This is a genomic window from Microbacterium deferens (assembly GCF_045517775.1).
Classification (GTDB): domain Bacteria; phylum Actinomycetota; class Actinomycetes; order Actinomycetales; family Microbacteriaceae; genus Microbacterium.
In genome coordinates, this window is record NZ_JBEUWT010000004.1 from 68,323 (window position 1) to 87,565 (window position 19,243).

The window sequence follows — 19,243 nt, forward strand, 5'->3', positions numbered from 1 at the left end:
CCGGCCCGTCGACGGGACGTTCGGAGTTCACACGGACGTGGTAGGCAATGCGGGTGATCGACGAGGTGCTGGCCCAGGTGGCCTCGAGCCCCTGGGCGCTTCCGCTGATGTTCGTGCTCGTGTTGGGCGATGCGTTCCTCGTGGTCATCCCGGGCGAAGCCGCCGTGACCGCTTTCGGGGCGCTCGCCGTCTCCAGCGGCGCCCCTCCCCTCGTCGCGGTCATCGTCGTCGCGACCGCGGGCGCTCTCCTCGGTGACGTCGGCTGCTACCTCGTGGGGCGGCGGATCGGACTCGATCGATGGCGGTGGATGCGGCGACCCCGCGTGCAGGCAGCATTCACCTGGGCGCGTACGCGCCTGGATCGACGCACCGCGCTCGTGCTCTTCACCGCCCGGTTCATCCCGTTCGCGCGCCTCGCGGTCAATCTGACCGCCGGCGCGTCGCGCGTGCCGGTGCCCCGCTACGTCGCGGTCGCCGGGCTCGCCGCGCTGGGATGGGCCGCCTACCAGGCGCTCATCGGCGCGGTCGTCGCCTCGATCGTCCCCGGCGGACCGGTCGTCGCGGTCGTGGTCTCGGTCGTCGTCGCGATCGGCATCGGTGTCGTCGTCGACGCCTTCCTGGCCCGTCGCGGGCGGCGCACCGGGCGGCTCTAGACGAGTGCGAGCGTGCGCCTGGCGGCGCGGACGAGAGCGGACCCGTAAGCCGGCCCGTGCCCGGCGGCGTGCACCGCGAGCGGATGCAGCTGGTGCAGCGGTATGCGTTCGTGCCACCCGGGGCGGAGCGCATGCTCGGCGTCGTACGCGGCGAGGACGCGATCGAGGAAGGGACACCCGAAGAGGTCGAGCATCGCCAGGTCGGTCTCGCGATGACCGCCGTGCGCGGCCGGGTCGATGAGCACCACGCCCCCCGATGCCCACAGGACGTTTCCCGACCACAGGTCGCCGTGCAGACGAGCCGGCCGGTCGCCGTCGTCGAACGCGCCCGCCGCGATGAGGTCGCAGACGCGGTGGACGACCTCGACGTCGGCCGTCGAGAGACTGCCCGCGGCGACCGCCGGACCGAGGAAAGGACGCACGCGCTGCTCGGCGTAGAACGCGCCCCACGCGGAGGTCGGGTGACAGGGCTGGCGTCGGCTGCCGATGAAGACCGGGCCGTCCCACCCGTCGGGCGGCGCCCCGAAAGCCGGCGCCCCCGCGTCGTGCATCACGGCGAGAGCGCGACCGAAGGCGCTCGCGGTCGCCGCATCCGGTCGGGTCTCGGTGACGCGCTCGAGCGAGATGCGATCGGGGGCGACGTGGTGCACGCCCACCACCCGCGGGCCGCCGTCCACCTCGCGCAGCCAGGCGAGCCCGGCGGCTTCGGCCTCGAAGAATGCGTCCGGGGCTCCGGAACGCTCTTTGACGAAGAGCACGGCTCAGTGGGGGGCGTCGTGCTCGTCGTGGGGCTCGTCGGGTTCGGCCGCGGTCGTGGTGTCGGGCTCGGGTCCGGGTGTGATGGGAGGTTTGCCGTCCTTGTCCATGCCCCCAGTCCACACGAGCGTGCGATCGATCGCGAACCGTTGACAGGCCGCGCGGACCCACCGACCGGTGGTTCACCGGCCGTTCTGCGCCGTGTCGGTGGCTACCCGCAGGATGAGGACATGGATGCTGTGTCCCCGACCGATGGCTACGACCCGCTGTTCCTGGGCATCACCGTGCCGCTGCCGATCTCGTCGGTTTCCTCGCTCGTGATCGACTACCCGCGGTTCAGCGTCGTTCTCGACCTGTCACGGCGCTTGGCGCGGGCGACGGCGGTGAACATCGACGGCACACGGCTGCGCGAGGTCCCTCGCACGGGCGACTGGCGGCTCGACCCCCGCGCACCCGCAGACGCGCAGACCGGGCCGGAGGTCTACGCGCGCAACGACCTCGATCGCGGGCATCTCGTGAGGCGCCGCGACCCCGGCTGGGGCGACGTCGACGAGGCACGACGGGCGACCGAGGCAACTTTTTTCTACACGAACGCGGCACCCCAGGCGGCGGGCTTCAATCAGTCGAAGGAGCTCTGGCTGGGTCTCGAAGACCACGTGCTCGACCACGCCGAGGCGCAGGACGTGCGGCTCTCCGTCTTCACCGCCCCGGTGCTGGGCGACGACGACCCGCCCTATCGCGGCATCCGGGTGCCCCTGCGGTTCTGGAAGATCGCAGCCTGGGCGACCGGCGACGCCCAGCGCCCGCTCGCGGCCGCCGGGTTCGTGCTCGATCAGACCGATCTCGTCGACACGCGGCGAGAAGCACGGGCGGTGGCCCCGCTCGGGGGGTTCCGCACCTTCCAGGTGCCGATCTCCGACATCGCCCCGGTGAGCGGACTCGACCTGGGCCCTCTCGTCGAGGCCGACGTGCTCCCGCGCGAGGGAGCACGTCCGACGCCGTGGCACGAGATCTCCACGACGTCGGACGTCTCACTGGGCTGAGCCCGGCGGCGGAGTCACTCCCCCGCGAGGCCACCGAGCAGGTGACCGAACGATCGGCCTTCGCCGAGATAGGTCGCGGGGTCGTACGGATCCTCATCGCGCACCGGCATGCGAGCCGCGATCGCGTCGGCGAGCTCGCGCGCCCCGCGATCGATGCGGGCGCCGAGAGGGGCGACGCCGTCGGCGTTCGCTCCCCAGTCGCTCGATGCGGCGAAGACGCCGGTGGGCACCGGGTTCGCGTGCAGGTAGGTGAACAACGGCCGGATCGAGTAGTCGATCGCGAGCGAGTGGCGGGCGGTACCCGCGTTCGCACCGAGCAGCACGGGGACACCCGCGAGGGCATCGGGGTCGAGGATGTCGACGAACGACTTGAACAGTCCCGAGTAGCTCGTGGAGAAGATCGGCGTGACCGCGATGATCGCGTCGGCCGACACGACGGCGTTGACCATCGCCTCGAGGGCAGGTGGGGCGAACCCGGTGAGCAGGTTGTTCGTGATGTCGTGCGCGTAGTCCCGCAACTCGAACACGTCGACCTCCGCGGCGATCCCCGTCGGCTCGCTCGCGGTGCTCTTGGCACGCAGAGCGGCGACGGTCGCATCGGCGAGGCGGTCACCCAGCATCCGGGTCGTCGAGGGATTCGACAGTCCCGCGGTCACGACCGCGATACGGCGCGCGCTCACGTCAGGCTCCCGTCCGCGTCGCCGCAGCGCCGAAGGCACTGCCCGCGGCGACCGGGGCGTCGCGGTAGGGCGAACCGTCGGTCAGGTTGTCGCCGCGGTTGGCCTTCGGCACAGCCTGGCGGGGTGCACCGTCGGCGTAGGCCTTCGCGACGAGGTTCGCATGGGTCGGCGCGTCGGGCACCTCGGCCGGGCGGTTCTTCTGCAGCTCCCTGCGCAGCACGGGTACGACCTCCCCGCCCAGGATGTCGAGCTGCTCGAGCACGGTCTTCACCGGAAGGCCGGCGTGATCGATGAGGAACAGCTGACGCTGGTAGTCGCCGAACGTTTCGCGCATGGCGGCGTACCGGTCGATGACCTGCTGCGGCGAACCCACGGTGAGCGGGGTCATCTCCGAGAAGTCCTCGAGGCTCGGGCCGTGACCGTAGACGGGCGCGTTGTCGAAGTAGGGGCGGAACTGCCTCACGGCGTCCTGCGAGTTCGCGCTCATGAAGACCTGGCCGCCGAGTCCGACGATCGCCTGCTCGGCCGTGCCGTGACCGTAGTGGGCGAACCGCTCGCGGTAGAGCGTGATGAGGCGCTGGTAGTGCTCCTTCGGCCAGAAGATGTTGTTTGCGAAGAAGCCGTTGCCGTAGAACGCGGCCTGCTCGGCGATCTCGGGGGTGCGGATCGAGCCGTGCCACACGAACGGGGGCACGCCGTCGAGGGGGCGCGGCGTCGAGGTGAAGCCCGACAGGGGGGTGCGGAACTGTCCCTCCCAATCGACCACGTCCTCGCGCCAGAGGCGGTGGAGCAGGTTGTAGTTCTCGATCGTCAGCGGCAGGCCCTGGCGGATGTCCTTGCCGAACCACGGGTACACCGGGCCGGTGTTGCCGCGCCCGAGCATGAGGTCGGCGCGACCGCCCGAGACGTGCTGCAGCATCGCGAAGTCTTCGGCGATCTTCACCGGGTCGTTCGTGGTGATGAGCGTGGTCGACGTGGTGAGGATCAGTCGCTCGGTCTGGGCGGCGATGTACGCCAGCGTCGTCGTGGGCGAGGACGACCAGAAGGGCGGGTTGTGGTGCTCGCCGAGAGCGAAGACGTCGAGACCGACCTCTTCGGCGTGCTTGGCGATGGTGAGGGTGTTCTGGATGCGCTCGGCCTCGCTCGGCGTCTGCCGAGTGGTCGGGTCCTCCGTGATGTCGCTGACCGTCATGATGCCGAACTGCATCCCGGGCCAGGTGGTGGTGTCGTTCACGATCGCTCTCCGTATCTCACGCTGTGTTCGAAGTGTATTCGCGTGAATGTACTGTGTGCAACGCTGCGGTCCCGAGACTATTCCCGCGTTCCGTCCGGGGCGCGGGTAATCCTCTGCAACATTGGCCGACGCGCACTCGAGCCCGCCTAGTCTCGGCACATGTCCGATCTGAATCTGCCCGTTCTCGACCTCTCGCTCCTCGATCAGGGGCCGGATGCTGCGACCCGGTTCCGCAATGAACTGCGCGCCGCCACGCACGATGTCGGCTTCTTCTATCTCGTCGGCACGGGAGTGACACCCGAGCTCGAGGCGCGACTCAACCGCGTCGCCCGCGAGTTCTTCGAGCTGCCCGAGGCCGACAAGCTGGCGATCGAGAACGTCAAGAGCCCCCACTTCCGCGGCTACACCCGCATCGGCGGCGAACGCACCCAGGGAAAGGTCGACTGGCGCGAGCAGATCGACGTCGGACCCGAGCGGGCCGCGATCGAGACCCCCGGCCCCGACTACGAGCGACTGACCGGCCCGAACCTCTGGCCCGACGCCCAGCCCGAGCTGCGCGAGGTCGTCTCCGAGTGGCACGACCGCCTCACCGGCATCGCTCGGAAGCTGCTGCGCGCCTGGGCGCTCGCGCTCGGCGCCGACGAGGAGTACTTCGACCGCCACTTCGGCGACCCCTCGACTCTCATCAAGATCGTGCGCTACCCCGGCAAGGACGACCCGACGCCGCAACAGGGTGTCGGCGCGCACAAGGACTCCGGCGTCCTCACGCTGCTATGGGTCGAGCCCGGCAAGGGCGGACTGCAGGTGCAGCGCGACGGGCAGTGGGTGGACGCCCCGCCCGTGCCCGGGTCGTTCGTCGTGAACATCGGCGAGCTCCTGGAGTACGCCACCCAGGGCTACCTCATCGCGACGAACCACCGGGTGATCTCGCCCCGCTACCCCGACGACCGCATCTCGGTGCCGTTCTTCTTCAACCCCGCGCTCGACGCCCGACTTCCGATCATCGAGCTCCCCGCCGAGCTCGCAGCCGTCGCCCGCGGCGTCACGGAGGATCCGACCAACCCGATCCACGCGACCTACGGCGAGAACGCGCTGAAGTCGCGGCTGCGCGCCCACCCCGACGTCGCCGAGATCCACCACCCCGACCTCGTGGCCGCCCGCGCGGCGTCCGCGACCGCGTAGCCCCGCAGCATCCGCTCGTCCTCTGACCGCGAGACTTCATCCCAGCTACGAGACTCCCACTGCAGTGCGCAGTCTCGTAGCCCGGATGAAGTCTCGCGGTTCTTCAACGCCAGGGAACGACGAAGGCCTCCCCACACCTGGGGAGGCCTTCGAAGAAAGCGATTGAACGCTAGGAGCGCGGTGCCTTAGCGGCGGCTTCGGTCGGCATACGCCGACCTTCGCAAGAGGCTGTGCCTTTTGCGACTCCGCCTAGCGGCGGAGTCCGAGACGCTCGATCAGCGACCGGTAACGGTTGATGTCGATGTCCTGGAGGTAGCCGAGCAGACGACGGCGCTGACCCACCATCAAGAACAGACCACGACGCGAGTGGTGGTCGTGCTTGTGCTCCTTGAGGTGCTCGGTGAGGTCTTTGATGCGCTGCGTCAGCATCGCGACCTGCACCTCGGGGGATCCGGTGTCACCGGGGTGCGTCGCGTACTCTTCGATGATCGCCTTCTTGGCGTCAGACTCGAGTGGCATAGATGGGATCCCCTTTCAGCTTGTTGCGCGGCGCCCGACGCCGAATGCGTGGGCTCTCTTTCTCCGCGGCCGATCCAACGGCAACCGCATGAGTCTACCAGCGAACGGATGCTGCGGCGAACCCGCTCCCGCAGCCCCGGGGTAGCCTCGAAGGATGCGTCTGCTTCGCCCCTTCCCCCGGACGAAGTGGTGATGGCCACCCGCCTCAGCCGCAGCTCGTTCATGGACCTGCGTCCGCTGCGCGTCCCGGCGTTCGCACGCCTGTGGATCGGGTCGCTGCTGGCCGGGCTCGGCGGCCAGCTGACGGTCGTCGCGGTGATGCTGCACGTGTTCGCCCTCACCGGCGACACCTTCGCCGTGGCGATGATCGCCGTCGCGGGTCTCCTCCCGATGATCGTCGCGGGCCTGTACGGGGGAATGCTCGCCGACGCGTTCGACCGTCGCACCGTGGCACTGATCGCGGCCACCGTCACGTTCGCCTCCACGGCACTGCTCGCCGCGCTCGCGTGGACGGGGGCCGAGACCGTCTGGTGGCTGTACGTGCTCAGCATCGTCAACTCCGCGGCCAATTCGATCGTGCTGGCCACCCGCTCCGCGATCGTCCCGCGGCTCATCCCGCGCGAACTCCTCCCCGCAGCGGCCGCGCTGCAGGGTGTGAGCACCGGCGTGATGGTGATGGCCGGCCCCGCACTCGCGGGCGTGCTCGTCGCCGTGGCCGGATACGCGTGGACGTACAGCATCGACGTCGTCATGATGCTGGGTCTGTTCCTCGGCCTCTGGACCCTCCCCCGCATCCGCCCCGAGGGCGCGGTGGTGCGCGCGGGCGTCGAATCGCTGCGGGATGGATGGCGATTCCTCCGGCGCGCATCGAACATCCGCCTGCAGTACATCCTCGACATCGTCGCGATGACCTTCGGCCAGCCGCTCGCGCTGTTCCCGGCCATCGGTGCGGTGCTGCTGGGCGGCGGCGCGATCACCACCGGTGCGCTCACCGCCTCGATCGCCGCGGGAGTGCTGCTGTCGAGCCTCTTCTCCGGACCCATCGGGCGGGTGCGGCGCCAGGGGCTGGGCATCGAACGCGCGATCTACGTCTACGGCGGCGCCATGGCGCTCTTCGGCCTCGTGCTGCTCGCCGCCGCTCTGGGGTGGCCGGCGCCCGCGATCGTCGACGAGTCCTCGCCGAATCCGGCCGCGATCGCGCTGGCGACCGTGGCACTCGCGATCGCCGGTGGGGCCGACAACGTCAGCGCGATCTATCGCTCGACGATGATGCAGTCCGCCGTCCCCGACGCGATCCGCGGACGCCTCCAGGGCATCTTCATCGTCGTCGTGGCCGGCGGCCCGCGCCTCGGCGCGCTCTACGCCGGCACTCTCGCGACCTTCACCGCGCTGTGGTTCCCGCCGTTGATCGGCGGCATGATCGTCATCGCGCTGGTCGGCCTGCTCGTGCGACTCAACCCGCGCTTCCGCTCCTACGACGCCGACCACCCCGAACCGTAGGGCGAGCGACAGCGATCGGCGGAAAACGGACGACGCAGTCCGACCGGGCTCGCCGCGCTCGGGCCGCGGTCTAGAGTCGGCGGGTGCCCTCGCCCTCAGCCGCTCCCTCGCAGACCTCCGTCGCCGTGCAGTTCGCCCTGACCGGCATCGTCTGGGGGTCGAGCTTCCTGTTCATGAAGGTCGCCCTGACGGGCCTGGCCCCGGGGCAGGTCGCGTGGGGCCGCCTCGTACTCGGAGCCCTCACCCTCGGTGCGTTCATGCTCCTGCGGCGCGAGAGCCTCCCCCGCCGCCCGATCATCTGGTTGCACCTCGCCGTGGTCGGTGTCGTCTTCTGCGTGCTGCCCTTCCTGCTCTTCTCCTGGGCGCAGCAGCACGTCACATCGGGGCTCGCGAGCATCTACAACGCCACCACGCCGATCATGACGGCGGTGATGGCCTGGGCGGTCTTCCGCGTCGAGAGCCTCAAACCCGTGCAGATCACCGGCATCGTGCTCGGGATCCTCGGGGTGCTCGTCATCGTCGGTCCGTGGCAGGGGCTCGATCTCGACCAGAGCCTCGTCGCCCAGTTCGCGATCCTCGGGGCGACCGCCTGCTACGGCGTCGGCCTCGCGTACATGCGTCGCTTCCTCGCGAACAGCGGGCTCTCACCCCTCAGCTTCGCCTTCACCTACATCGCGCTCGCCGCGACGGTCATGCTGGTACTCACTCCCGTCATCGCCGTGGGTCCGGTCGAGTGGAGCCCGTGGGTCATCGCCAGCATGCTCATGCTCGGTTGCCTCGGCACGGGAGTCGCCTACATCTGGAACCAGAACGCCCTGCGCGCCTGGGGACCCACGCGCGCCTCCACGGTGACGTACATCACCCCCGTCGTCGGGGTGGTGCTCGGAATGGTCGTGCTCGGCGAACCGCTCGCGTGGAACGAGCCGGTGGGGGCGCTCATCGTCTTCCTCGGCATCCTCCTCGCCCAGGACCGCCTGCGTCGGCGACGGCCTGCGCTCGCCTGACCGGGCACGCGAAAGGGGCGGATGCTGACAGCATCCGCCCCTTCGCCGTGCAGAGTCTTACGCCTGGAGCGCACCCTGGAGGTCGAGCTCGATCGTGACGTCCTTGCCGACGAGGACCCCACCGGTCTCGAGGGCGGTGTTCCACGTCAGACCGAAGTCCTCGCGGTTGATGACCGTCTTGGCGGTGGCGCCGGCCTTGTAGTTGCCCCACGGGTCGGTGCCGAAGCCGCCGAACTCGAACGAGAACGTGACGGGCTTGGTGGTGCCCTTGATGGTGAGGTCGCCGTCGACGAGCATGTCGCCGTCCTCGACGCGCACGCCGGTGGAGCGGAACTCCATCGTCGGGAAGTTCTCGGCGTCGAAGAAGTCGGCCGAACGGAGGTGGCCGTCGCGGCCCTCATCCTTCGTGTCGATCGATGCGACGTCGACGGTGGCCTCGACCGTCGACTCGAGGGGGTTCTCGGTGGTGACGAACGTGCCGCTCTTCACACCGAAGGCGCCGCGCACCTTCGAGATCATCATGTGGCGGACGCTGAAGGTGACCTCGCTGTGCGCGGGGTCGAGAGCCCAGGTGCCCGCCTTGTAGCCGGGGACGTCGAGCGTGGTGGTGTCGGTCATGGTTCTCCTCGAGTGGTGGGGGTGCCGGTTCGATCGGCTCCTGTCGACTGAACCGCGGCAGTGTCGAATGTATTCCACCGAATATAGAAATGACGAAACCCGGGCCGCCGAAGCGCGCCCGGGTCTCGTGATGAACCGGTGTCAGCCGACCTTGAGCAGGTCGATGATGAAGATCAGGGTCTTGCCGCCGAGGAAGTGTCCGCCGGCGGGGCCATAGGCGAGGTGCGGCGGGATGACGAGTTCACGGCGTCCGCCGACCTTCATGCCCGGGATGCCGTCCTGCCATCCCTGGATGAGGCCGCGGAGCGGGAACTGGATGCTCTCCCCGCGTCCCCACGACGAATCGAATTCTTCACCGGTGTCGTACTCGACGCCGAGGTAGTGCACCGTCACGGTGTCGCCGGGCTTCGCCTCGTCGCCGTCGCCCACGGTGATGTCGCGGATGACGAGGTCGGTGGGCGCCGGGCCCTGGGGGGCGTCGATCTCGGGCTTTGTCGCATCAGTCATGCGTCCATCCAAGCACGATCGGAGTCCGTCCGACTGCCCTTGACACCACTCAGCGCCCGGTGCCGCGGCGATGCCTGCGTGACTCCCGAGCGCTGAGTTGGTCTGAAACCAGGATGCTCCGAGCCTCCGGCCCTGTCAAGACCCGGCCGCGCGCACGCCCCGCATCGACGATCCCGCGCACCGCGTCGCATGTGCAACGATGGGTCCACTGGCACGGGGTGCCCCTCACGACGAGGGGCTGAGATCACACCCGGAGAACCTGCTCTAGTTCGTACTAGCGAAGGGATGTCGAGCGTGACGATCACGCCTGCACTTCTGCAATCCGTCCGAGACGCCGTCGGAGAGGTGCGCTCCGCCGCGCCCCTCGTCCAGTGCGTCACCAACAGCGTGGTGGTCAATTTCACCGCCAACGCCCTGCTCGCCATCGGCGCGTCACCCGCGATGGTCGACATCCCCGAGGAGTCGGGGGTGTTCGCCTCCGTGGCCGACGCCGTGCTCATCAACCTCGGGACGCCGAATGCCGAGCAACGGGCGGCCTCCGTCGAGGCCGTCGGTGCCGCCTGCGCCGGCGGCACGCCCTGGGTTCTCGATCCCGTGGCCGTGGGCGCACTGCCCGTGCGCACCGCTCTGGCCCACCGCCTGCTCGAAGAGCGACCGTCGATCGTGCGCGGCAACCCGTCCGAGATCCTCGCGCTGGCGAGCGCGGGTGCCGGCGGCCGCGGCGTCGACAGCGCCGACGGCGTGGACGATGCGCTCGAGGGCGCGCTCTCGCTCGCGCGATCCACCGGGGCGGTCGTCGCCGTCTCCGGGGCGGTCGATCTCCTCACCGACGGCGAGCGGGTCGTCCGCATCGCCAACGGTGATCCGCTGCTCACCCGGATCACCGGCGGCGGATGCGCTCTCGGCGCGGTGCTCGCCGCCTTCGCCGGTGCGCACGCCGACCGCTTCGAAGCCTCCGTCGCCGCCGTCGCCGCCTACACGGTCGCCGCCGAGCTCGCGGCGCCCGGAGCCGACGGGCCGGGGTCTTTCGCCGTGAGGTTCATCGACGCCCTCGCCTCGCTCGACGGCGCGACCGTCGCCGAGCGGGTGGTTCTCTCATGAGTGTCGACCTTGCGCTGTACCTCGTCACCGACGCCGTCATCGCGACCCGCGCCGGGCACCGGTTGCCCGATCTCGTGGCCGCCGCGGTCGCCGGCGGGGTGACGGCCGTCCAGGTGCGCGAGAAGCACGCCCCCGCGCGCGCGTTCCTCGACACCGTCCTCGCGGTGGCCGCCGCCACTCCCCCTCACGTGCCGGTCATCGTGAACGACCGGGTCGACGTCTACCTAGCCGCGCGCGCGGCCGGCGCTGCCGTGTCGGGCGTCCACCTCGGGCAGTCGGATCTCCCGGCGTCGATCGCACGCACGCTCATCGGCCCCGAGGGCATCATCGGCGTGAGCGTGTCGACGGACGCCGAGATGCGCGAAGCCTCAGCCCACGCCGACTACCTCGGAATCGGACCGTTCCGTGCGACGAGCACCAAGCCGGATGCAGCGCACCCCCTCGGCGCGGGTGCGACCGGCCGCCTAGCCGATGTGAGCACCCTGCCGGTGGTCGCTATCGGCGGCATCACCGCGACGGACGCCGCGGTGCTGCGGGCGGCGGGTGTCAGCGGCATCGCCGTCGTGTCGGCGATCTGCGGCGCAGCCGACCCCTCCGCCGCCGCCGTAGCCCTGCGGTCGGCCTGGGAGGCCGGCCGATGAGCGCCGGCGTCCCCCGGGTGCTCAGCATCGCCGGCACCGACCCGACGGGCGGGGCAGGGGTGCAGGCCGACCTGAAGAGCATCGCCGCCAACGGCGGATACGGGATGGCCGCGGTCACCGCACTCGTCGCGCAGAACACGCGCGGCGTGCGGTCGGTGCACCGCCCGCCGACGTCGTTCCTCGCCGAGCAGCTGCACGCGGTCAGCGACGACGTAGCGATCGATGCCGTGAAGATCGGCATGCTCGCCGACGTGGGGGTGATCGCGACGGTGCGCCAGTGGCTTTCCGCGGTGCGCCCACCCGTCGTGGTCCTCGACCCCGTGATGGTGTCCACCAGCGGGCACCGGCTGCTCGATCCGGGGGCCGAAGATGCGTTGCGCCTGCTCCTCCCCGTGGCCGACCTCGTCACACCCAACGTGCCGGAGCTCGCCATCCTGCTCGCCTGTGAGCCGGCATCGGACGGCGACGCCGTCGTCGCCCAGGCCCGGGAACTCGCCCGGCGTCACGGTGTGCGGGTCTTGGCGAAGGGCGGGCATCTCGAGGGTTCCGACCTCCGCGACGCGCTCGTGGAGCCCGACGGCCGCGTCAGCGACTTCCGCTCGCCGCGCATCGAGACGCGGAACACCCACGGGACGGGGTGCTCCCTGTCGTCCGCGATCGCGACCCGCCGCGCGGCGGGCTCGACCTGGTCTGATGCGACGGATCTCGCCCTGCGCTGGCTGTCGGAGAGCATCCGGCACGGGTCAGAGCTCGCCGTCGGGGGCGGGCACGGGCCCGTGAGCCACTTCGCCGGGCTCTGGGCGCGCGGCGGCCTCGACACCGCGCCGACGCCGGGCGAGATCGCCGACGAGTGGTGGCAGGACACGGCCGACGTGCGGGAGGCGATCGACGGGCTCGACTTCATCCGGTCTCTCGGCGAAGGAACGCTCGATCGGGAAGCGTTCGCCTGGTACCTCGCGCAGGACGCCGTGTACCTCCGCGAGTACTCGCGCGTGCTGGCACAGGCGTCCCGTCTCGCGCCCAGCGCCGAGGAGCAGACGTTCTGGATCACCGGCGCTCACGCCGCCGTGGCCACCGAGCTGACCCTCCACGAGCAGTGGCTCGATCTCGGCGGCGGATCGCGCGTACAGGCGAGCCCCACCACGACCGCCTACCTCGACCATCTGGGGGCGGCTGCCGACAGCGGCGACTACGAGCGGCTCATCGCGGCGGTCCTCCCCTGCTACTGGCTCTACCACGACGTCGGAAGCCGGCTGCATCCGCTCAGCGGCGACGCACACCCGTACCGCGACTGGCTCGACACCTACGCCGCGCCGGAGTTCGCCGACGCGACGCTGACGGCGATCGAGATCGTCACCGCCGCGGCCGCTCGCGCGGCGCCGCGTCGTCGCGCGGTGATGGCGGAGGCGTTCCGGGCGTCGGCGACGCACGAACTGTCGTTCTGGCGCGCCCCCCTCGACGCCGTGGCGGTCCGGTGAGGGCGGGGCCCTTTCCTCAGGGGGCGAACAGTTCCGTCCTCGCCCGCGTCGCACGCTCGAGCAGCTGACGCTCGACGGTGGCCGCGTGAGGGTCACGGCCCGACAGCGCCCGCTGTCGGGCCGCGGCGAGCGCGGTCGCATCGGCGATGAAGCGCCGCATGACGCGCGTGCGGTCGCCGTTCAGCGTCTTCGCCCAGCGGAGCGCCGCGCGGCGGCCGGGCCCGGTCGCCAGCATCCCCACCTCCTGCTCGGTGAACCATCCCGCCGCGGCGTATTCACCGAGCCGCACCCGGGTCAGGCGCGACTCCTCGCGGCGCAGCAGCAGCACCCCGAGGATGAAGAGAACGAAGAGGGGCACCTGCACGGTCACGTAGAGCGCGAAGAAGTCAGCGAACACCGCCGAGCCGTTCCAGAGCGCGTGCAGGAGGATCGCTGCGACCAGCCCGGCGAGCCCATAGCCGAACGCGGCACCGGCGGGCAGTGACCGCCGGGCGGCCAATCCGAACGCGAATCCGATCAGCGCGGTGAACATGACGTGCGCGAAGGGCGAGAGGATCGCGCGGAGGAAGAACGTCGTTGACGCCTGGGAGAGGCCCCCCTCGATGAGACTGATGGCGAAGTACTGGATGTTCTCGGTGAAGGCGAACCCCGCGCCGACGAGCGCCCCGTAGACGATGCCGTCGACGGGTCCGTCGAACGACCGCCGGGCGGCGACGTAGATGAGGAAGACCCCGAGACCCTTCGCGACCTCCTCGACCACGGGGGCTTGCACGACGGAGGAGAACTCGGCCGGCAGCGGACCGACGACGAACGTCAGCGCGAGGTCGACGCCCAGCGCGATGGCGACCGCGGCGATGGCTCCCCAGGCGACGGCGAACACGACGATTCCGCGCGGTTCCGGCTCCCACCGATCGATGAGGCGCACGACCGCCGCTACCACCGCGAGCGGCACGAGCGCGAGGATCATCCCCACGGTCGACGCGCCCGGCCCGAGGAAGTTCACGAAGTACGCGACGAGGGCCACCAGCACGAGCGCGAGCACGCCGCCGATCCACACGAGCGCACCCCCGGTGCGTCGGGAGCCGACGGGTACGGTCGCGGGCACGGACCCCGCGGGCGAGATGGGGGCGCCGGCCCCCGGATGCGGCTGCGACAGCGGCGAGGGGTAGGCCATGCGATCAGCCTAGAGCGGGGTGCCCCACGCCGCCGGGTAGCGTGGACGCATGCGGTTTGCCCACGTTCAGTCAGCGTCGTCCGAACTCTCCCCCCGCCTGGTGGTCGTCAGCGACGAGGCGATGACCTTCGTCGACGAGTTGTTCGACGACGCGCCCGGCACCCTCGAGGCCCTCATCGCCGGCGGCGACGAGCTGCTGGAGCGCGTGCGAGGCGCGGCCGACGCCGCATCCTGGATCTCGATCGACGGGGCGGCGTTCGCATCGGCCGTCCTGACACCGCCGGTGATCCTGGCGATCGGATTGAACTACTCCGCGCACTCGGGCGAGCTCGGGCTCAAGACAGACTCGACGCCCACCGTCTTCGTGCTGTGGCCCAACTCGCTCGCCGGGCACGAGGCGACCACGTCGTGGCCGCGAACCCTCAGCGAATCGGTGGACTACGAGGCGGAACTGGGCGTGATCATCGGACGAGCGGCGAAGGACGTCGCCACGGAGGACGCCCTCGACCACGTCTGGGGCTACACGGTGGTCAACGACATCACCGCCCGCGACATCCAGTTCTCCGAGGCGCAGTGGTCGCGCTGCAAGTCGTTCGACGGGTTCACACCGACCGGCCCGTTCGTCGTGACCGCCGATGAGATCCCCGATCCGCAGAACCTCCACATCTGGACCGTCGTCGACGGACACACGGTGCAGGACGCCTCCACCGGCCAGATGGTGCGCTCGGTCGCGACGCTCATCTCGCACTTGTCGCAGTCGGTCACCCTGCTGCCCGGGACGCTCATCTCCACCGGCAGCCCGGGCGGGGCGGGCTACTCCCGCGACCCGCAGATCTTCCTCCGCGACCGCTCGACCGTCACGGTCGGCGTCGACGGGGTGGGCGCACTCACGACGCACTGCCGAATCATCGGCTGACCCGCCGTCTCGCCAGCCGCTCAGCCCTCGGGAGGCGAGACGACGTCGGTCGAGGAGCGGATGACGGGGATCGCCTCGGTGATCGCCTCGAGCCCCGACAGGCGCATCGGCGAGATCTGCTTCGTGACCTCGGCTCGTGACATCAGGCCCGCCTCGACGACGAGGTCGGCGACGTTGCGTCCCGTCAGCAACGCGGTCTTGGCGAGGGCCGCGGCCGCCGCGTAGCCGATGAAGGGCGTGAGAGCGGTGACGACGCCCACCGACGAGCCGACCATCGCGCCGAGTCGTTCCCGGTTCGCGGTGATGCCGTCGATGCAGTTCACCCGCAGCGTCCACATCGCCCGCTGCATCCAGGTCATCGACTGGAAGATGGAGTGCGCGATCACCGGCTCGAAGGCGTTGAGCTGCAGCTGACCGCCCTCGACCGCCATCGTGACGGTGAGGTCGGCGCCTGCCACCGCGAAGGCGACCTGGTTGACGACCTCGGGGATGACGGGGTTGACCTTGCCCGGCATGATGCTCGAGCCCGCCTGACGGGGCGGCAGATTGATCTCGCCGAACCCGGCCTGCGGGCCGCTGGAGAGGAGTCGGAGGTCGTTGCAGATCTTCGACAGCTTGATCGCGTTGCGCTTCAGCGAAGACGAGAACGACATGAACGAGCCCGTATCGCTCGTCGACTCCACGAGGTCGGTCGCGGTGTCGAGGTCGAGCGCGGTGATGGAGCGCAGATGGTGCAGTACGGCCTTCGCGTAGGTCGAGTGTGCCGTGATCCCCGTGCCGATCGCGGTCGCTCCCATGTTGACCTCCGCGAGGAGGTAGGCGTTCTCGGTCAACCGGTTGTAGTCCTCGCCGAGCGTCGTGGCGAAACCGTGGAACTCCTGTCCGAGCGTCATCGGCACGGCGTCCTGCAGCTGGGTGCGCCCGACTTTGAGCACGTCGTGGAACTCGACCGACTTCGCGAGGAACGACTGCCGCAGGAGCGAGAGCTCTGCCAGCAGGCTCTGGAGGTTCAGCGCGAGCCCGACCTTGACGGCCGTCGGGTACACGTCGTTGGTCGACTGGCTGCGGTTGGTGTGGTCGATCGGCGAGAGGAAACCGTAATCGCCCTTCGCACGCCCGGCCTCTTCGAGGGCGATGTTGGTCAGCACCTCGTTGGCGTTCATGTTCGTCGACGTGCCGGCGCCGCCCTGGATGACGCCCACGACGAACTGATCGTGGAACTCGCCGTCGATGACCCGCTGGGCGGCGCGATCGATCAGCTGCCCCCGCTCGGCGTCGAGCACGCCGATCTCGATGTTGGCGCGGGCCGACGCCTGCTTGACCATCGCCAGAGCCCGGACGAGATCGGGGTAGACCGAGATCGGACGCTGGGAGATCGGGAAATTCTCCAGCGCGCGGGCGGTGTGGATGCCCCAATACGCCTCCGCGGGGATCTCCAGCGACCCCAACGAATCGGTCTCCGTGCGGGTGCGCTCGGTGGTGTCCTGGAGCTTCGTCGCGTCCTGTGGCATGTAGATCCTTTTGGGTTACGGCCGGTCGAGGTGCGTCGAGCCTACCCGCGCGGGCTGAGCGCCCCCGGTGGACACCGGGGTGACCGACGGTCACCGCACGGGCCGCCGCGTACAGCCGTCAGGAGCGCTTGCGCGAGAACGCGTCGAGTCGTTCCTCGGGGGTGAGACCGGCCATGCGCTCGGTCCACTCCGCCGTGAAGTACTCCCCCGTCTGCGCATCGTCGACGACGGGTACCACCGCGTGGGTGATCGTGTCGTCGTAGACGTGCACGAGGTGAAAGGACTGCCCGGCGTCCATCCCGTTCACCTCGACCGCCGGGCGGGCGAGATCCATCGTGTAGCAGGTCGCCGCCGCCACGCTCACCGGCACCCCGGCGAAGGTGCCGCTGGTCGAGTAATGCAGGTGGCCGGCGAGGATGCCGCGCACGTCGGTTCCGGCGACCACCTCGGCGAGTGCGTGCTGGTCGCGGAGCTCGAGGATGTCGAAGAAGGGGATGTGCGACGGGAGCGGCGGATGGTGCAGCGCCAGGAGCGTGCCCAGCGGGGACGGATCGGCGAGGACGCCGGCGAGCCAGTCCCGTTGGGCGGCATCGATCTCGCCGTGATGCCATCCGGGCACGGTCGAATCGAGGGCGACCAGCCGGAGGCCGTCGAGGTCCCACACCCCCGTGATCGGCTCCTGCGTCGCCTCCGTGTCGAGGAGGTGCTGGCGCATGGCAGGACGTTCGTCGTGGTTGCCGGCCACCCACACCACCGGCGCCCCCAGTCGTTCGGCGACCGGCTCGACCTCTGCCCGGAGAGCCGCATAGGCCTCGGGTTCGCCCAGGTCGGTGAGATCGCCGGTGAAGACGAGGGCATCGGGACGGATACCGAGGTCTTCGACCGCGCGCATCGTGCGCGCGAGGTTCGCCGCGACGTCGTACCGACCGCCCAGCCGGCGGTCGCCGGCGAGGAGATGCGTATCGCTCAGATGCACGATCACGCGCCGCGCGGGCGGGTACTGACCGAACTGCGGCGATGCTCCGACCATGCCCCCAGCCTAGAGCGCACATCCGAATCGTCGGCGGCCGCGAATAGGTAGCGACCACGACGAGACGGGGAGGCCCAGCCATGGCCGCACGACGCAAGACCTTCACCGCCTGGTCGGCGGTGGCCGGCATCGTCTCGGCTGCCGCGTTCCTCGCGGCCGCCGAACTCATCGCCCTCCTGGTCGCGCCCCAGGCGAGTCCGCTGCTGGCGGTGGGGTCGTTCGTGATCGACATCGTGCCCCAGCCGCTCAAGGAGTTCGCGATCTCGACGTTCGGGGCGAACGACAAGATCGCTCTGCTCGTCGGCCTCGGCCTCGCGGTCGTCATCGCGTCGGCGATCGCCGGAATCCTCGAGTACGTGCGACCACCGCTGGGCGCCGTGCTGCTCGTCGTCGCCGGAGTGCTCTCCGGCGCGGCGATCCTCACCCGCGCGGGTGCGGGCGTCCTGTCCGCGCTTCCTCCGCTGGTCGGCACGATCGTGGGGGTCGTGCTCATCCTGATGCTGGGGCGACGTCTGCGGGCCTGGCGCGACCGTGCGGCGGCCGCTCCCACGGAGTCGGACCCTGAGGAGGGCGCTGAGACCGCAGGGGCGAGCCGGCGCGGATTCCTCGGGATGACCGCCATCGCCGCCGCCGCCTCCGTCGTGGTGGGTGTGGGCTCGCGGGTCATCTCGGCGACGACCTCGTCGATCGCGGCCGTCCGCGACGCCATCCAGCTTCCCGCGGTGCGCTCCACGGTCACCGTGCCGGCCGGCGCGGAAGCCGACGTGGAGGGCCTCTCCCCCCTGTTCACGCCCAACGCCGACTTCTACCGCGTCGACACGGCTCTGACCGTTCCCTCGATCGACCCGTCGACCTGGCGCCTCGTGATCGACGGCATGGTCGATCAGCGCATCGAGCTCTCCTTCGACGACCTCGTCGGGATGGGTCTCGACGAGTACGGCATCACCCTGACGTGCGTCTCGAACGAGGTCGGTGGCGGCCTCGTCGGCAACGCGATCTGGCAGGGCGTTCCCATTCGCGACATCCTCGCGATGGCGGGGCCCCAGGCCGGCGCCGACATGGTGCTCTCGCGCAGCGTCGACGGCTACACCGCGAGCACTCCTCTCGACACGCTGACCGACGACAACCGCGACGCCATCTTCGCGGTCGCCATGAACGGCGAACCGCTTCCGCTCGAGCACGGTTTCCCGGTGCGGATGGTCGTCCCCGGTCTCTACGGCTACGTCTCGGCGACGAAGTGGGTCACCGAGCTGAAGGTCACCACGTTCGCCGCCGACGAGGCCTACTGGACCCCGCGCGGGTACGCCGCTGAAGCCCCCATCAAGATGTCGTCGCGCATCGATACCCCGCGTTCGGGAACGCCTGTCAACGCCGGCACCGTGCCGATCGCGGGCATGGCGTGGGCGCAGACCACCGGCATCCAGAGTGTCGAGGTCTCGATCGACGACGGCGACTGGCAGCAGGCGAACCTCTCCACTCCGGTCAACGCCGACACCTGGGTGCAGTGGTGGATGGAGTGGCAGGCCGAGGCAGGCACGCACTACGTCACCGTGCGTGCCACCGACAAGAACGGTCAGGTGCAGATCGAGGACCGCGCGCCCATCGCCCCCGACGGCTCGTCGGGGTGGCAGCGCACCCTCGTCACCGTCCGCTGACGACCGGCCGGGGCGCGGTGCTCCTCGGCTAGCGTGGGATC

The 19,243-nt window shown here is 70.2% G+C and carries 19 protein-coding genes and 1 riboswitch; of the genes, 10 read left to right on the forward strand and 9 right to left on the reverse strand.

All coding sequences use genetic code 11. From position 1 onward, the window contains the following. Window positions 1–47 precede the first annotated feature (47 nt). A complete protein-coding gene (locus ABTU82_RS14120) occupies window positions 48–653 on the forward strand; it encodes a DedA family protein (RefSeq protein WP_116647363.1) in 606 nt (201 codons plus the stop codon). On the opposite strand, the gene ABTU82_RS14125 is transcribed toward ABTU82_RS14120, so the two are convergent. Beyond that, window positions 650–1,411: a fructosamine kinase family protein gene (locus ABTU82_RS14125; protein ID WP_407173897.1), complete on the reverse strand. Its 762-nt coding sequence runs from the start codon at window positions 1,409–1,411 to the stop codon at window positions 650–652. The two genes, ABTU82_RS14120 and ABTU82_RS14125, sit on opposite strands and share 4 nt — an antisense overlap. Window positions 1,412–1,639: 228 nt before the next feature. On the opposite strand from ABTU82_RS14125, the gene ABTU82_RS14130 reads away from it, so the two are divergent. Continuing rightward, complete coding sequence (locus tag ABTU82_RS14130) at window positions 1,640–2,452, forward strand: DNA/RNA non-specific endonuclease (protein ID WP_407173898.1); 813 nt, start codon at window positions 1,640–1,642, stop codon at window positions 2,450–2,452. A 14-nt stretch (window positions 2,453–2,466) separates the two neighbouring features. On the opposite strand, the gene ABTU82_RS14135 is transcribed toward ABTU82_RS14130, so the two are convergent. Both ABTU82_RS14135 and ABTU82_RS14140 read right to left on the reverse strand, forming a co-directional pair. Then, window positions 2,467–3,132, reverse strand: coding sequence for a CE1759 family FMN reductase (locus ABTU82_RS14135; protein ID WP_407173899.1), 666 nt, complete (start codon window positions 3,130–3,132; stop codon window positions 2,467–2,469). Between the two features lies 1 nt (window position 3,133). Continuing rightward, window positions 3,134–4,339 carry an LLM class flavin-dependent oxidoreductase gene (locus ABTU82_RS14140; RefSeq protein ID WP_407174014.1) on the reverse strand — a complete coding sequence of 402 codons (1,206 nt, stop codon included), beginning with the start codon at window positions 4,337–4,339 and terminating at the stop codon, window positions 3,134–3,136. 186 nt (window positions 4,340–4,525) lie between these two features. On the opposite strand from ABTU82_RS14140, the gene ABTU82_RS14145 reads away from it, so the two are divergent. Beyond that, a complete protein-coding gene (locus ABTU82_RS14145) occupies window positions 4,526–5,548 on the forward strand; it encodes an isopenicillin N synthase family dioxygenase (RefSeq protein WP_407173900.1) in 1,023 nt (340 codons plus the stop codon). A gap of 249 nt (window positions 5,549–5,797) precedes the next feature. Here the strand turns inward: ABTU82_RS14145 and rpsO are convergent, their stop codons facing one another. Further along, window positions 5,798–6,067 (reverse strand): 30S ribosomal protein S15, encoded by a 270-nt coding sequence (rpsO, locus tag ABTU82_RS14150; protein WP_056121136.1) that lies wholly within the window; start codon window positions 6,065–6,067, stop codon window positions 5,798–5,800. A gap of 192 nt (window positions 6,068–6,259) precedes the next feature. On the opposite strand from rpsO, the gene ABTU82_RS14155 reads away from it, so the two are divergent. Continuing rightward, a complete protein-coding gene (locus tag ABTU82_RS14155) occupies window positions 6,260–7,567 on the forward strand; it encodes an MFS transporter (RefSeq protein ID WP_407173901.1) in 1,308 nt (435 codons plus the stop codon). A gap of 83 nt (window positions 7,568–7,650) precedes the next feature. Continuing rightward, window positions 7,651–8,571, forward strand: coding sequence for a DMT family transporter (locus ABTU82_RS14160; protein ID WP_240606860.1), 921 nt, complete (start codon window positions 7,651–7,653; stop codon window positions 8,569–8,571). 57 nt (window positions 8,572–8,628) lie between these two features. On the opposite strand, the gene ABTU82_RS14165 is transcribed toward ABTU82_RS14160, so the two are convergent. Together ABTU82_RS14165 and ABTU82_RS14170 are read right to left on the reverse strand one after the other, a co-directional pair. Beyond that, window positions 8,629–9,189: a YceI family protein gene (locus ABTU82_RS14165; RefSeq protein WP_116647369.1), complete on the reverse strand. Its 561-nt coding sequence runs from the start codon at window positions 9,187–9,189 to the stop codon at window positions 8,629–8,631. Window positions 9,190–9,330: 141 nt separating this feature from the next. After that, window positions 9,331–9,696, reverse strand: coding sequence for an FKBP-type peptidyl-prolyl cis-trans isomerase (locus tag ABTU82_RS14170; RefSeq protein ID WP_116647370.1), 366 nt, complete (start codon window positions 9,694–9,696; stop codon window positions 9,331–9,333). A gap of 204 nt (window positions 9,697–9,900) precedes the next feature. Next, window positions 9,901–9,999, forward strand: a riboswitch (TPP riboswitch). Here ABTU82_RS14170 and thiM point away from each other — a divergent pair. The 3 genes from thiM (at window position 9,982) to ABTU82_RS14185 (ending at window position 12,916) form a co-directional block, all read left to right on the forward strand. Next, the gene (gene thiM / locus ABTU82_RS14175; protein WP_407173902.1) at window positions 9,982–10,797 is read left to right on the forward strand and encodes a hydroxyethylthiazole kinase; all 816 of its coding nucleotides are present in this window, start codon (window positions 9,982–9,984) and stop codon (window positions 10,795–10,797) included. Its footprint overlaps the riboswitch before it by 18 nt. Beyond that, window positions 10,794–11,438: a thiamine phosphate synthase gene (thiE, locus tag ABTU82_RS14180; RefSeq protein ID WP_116647371.1), complete on the forward strand. Its 645-nt coding sequence runs from the start codon at window positions 10,794–10,796 to the stop codon at window positions 11,436–11,438. The genes thiM and thiE overlap by 4 nt, the downstream gene beginning before the upstream one ends. Next, entirely contained in the window at window positions 11,435–12,916 is a 1,482-nt protein-coding gene (locus ABTU82_RS14185) for a bifunctional hydroxymethylpyrimidine kinase/phosphomethylpyrimidine kinase (protein WP_407173903.1), read from the forward strand. The genes thiE and ABTU82_RS14185 overlap by 4 nt, the downstream gene beginning before the upstream one ends. Before the next feature lie 16 nt (window positions 12,917–12,932). Here the strand turns inward: ABTU82_RS14185 and ABTU82_RS14190 are convergent, their stop codons facing one another. Next, a complete protein-coding gene (locus tag ABTU82_RS14190; protein ID WP_116647373.1) occupies window positions 12,933–14,090 on the reverse strand; it encodes a PrsW family intramembrane metalloprotease in 1,158 nt (385 codons plus the stop codon). 49 nt (window positions 14,091–14,139) lie between these two features. Here ABTU82_RS14190 and ABTU82_RS14195 point away from each other — a divergent pair, with 49 nt between their 5' ends. Beyond that, window positions 14,140–15,006, forward strand: a complete 867-nt coding sequence (locus ABTU82_RS14195; RefSeq protein WP_116647374.1) for a fumarylacetoacetate hydrolase family protein — start codon at window positions 14,140–14,142, stop codon at window positions 15,004–15,006. 20 nt (window positions 15,007–15,026) lie between these two features. On the opposite strand, the gene ABTU82_RS14200 is transcribed toward ABTU82_RS14195, so the two are convergent. Both ABTU82_RS14200 and ABTU82_RS14205 read right to left on the reverse strand, forming a co-directional pair. Next, window positions 15,027–16,517 (reverse strand): aspartate ammonia-lyase, encoded by a 1,491-nt coding sequence (locus ABTU82_RS14200; protein WP_116647375.1) that lies wholly within the window; start codon window positions 16,515–16,517, stop codon window positions 15,027–15,029. Between the two features lie 118 nt (window positions 16,518–16,635). Beyond that, window positions 16,636–17,547, reverse strand: coding sequence for a phosphodiesterase (locus ABTU82_RS14205; RefSeq protein WP_407173904.1), 912 nt, complete (start codon window positions 17,545–17,547; stop codon window positions 16,636–16,638). Between the two features lie 80 nt (window positions 17,548–17,627). On the opposite strand from ABTU82_RS14205, the gene ABTU82_RS14210 reads away from it, so the two are divergent. Beyond that, complete coding sequence (locus tag ABTU82_RS14210) at window positions 17,628–19,202, forward strand: molybdopterin-dependent oxidoreductase (RefSeq protein WP_407173905.1); 1,575 nt, start codon at window positions 17,628–17,630, stop codon at window positions 19,200–19,202. Window positions 19,203–19,243: the final 41 nt, after the last annotated feature.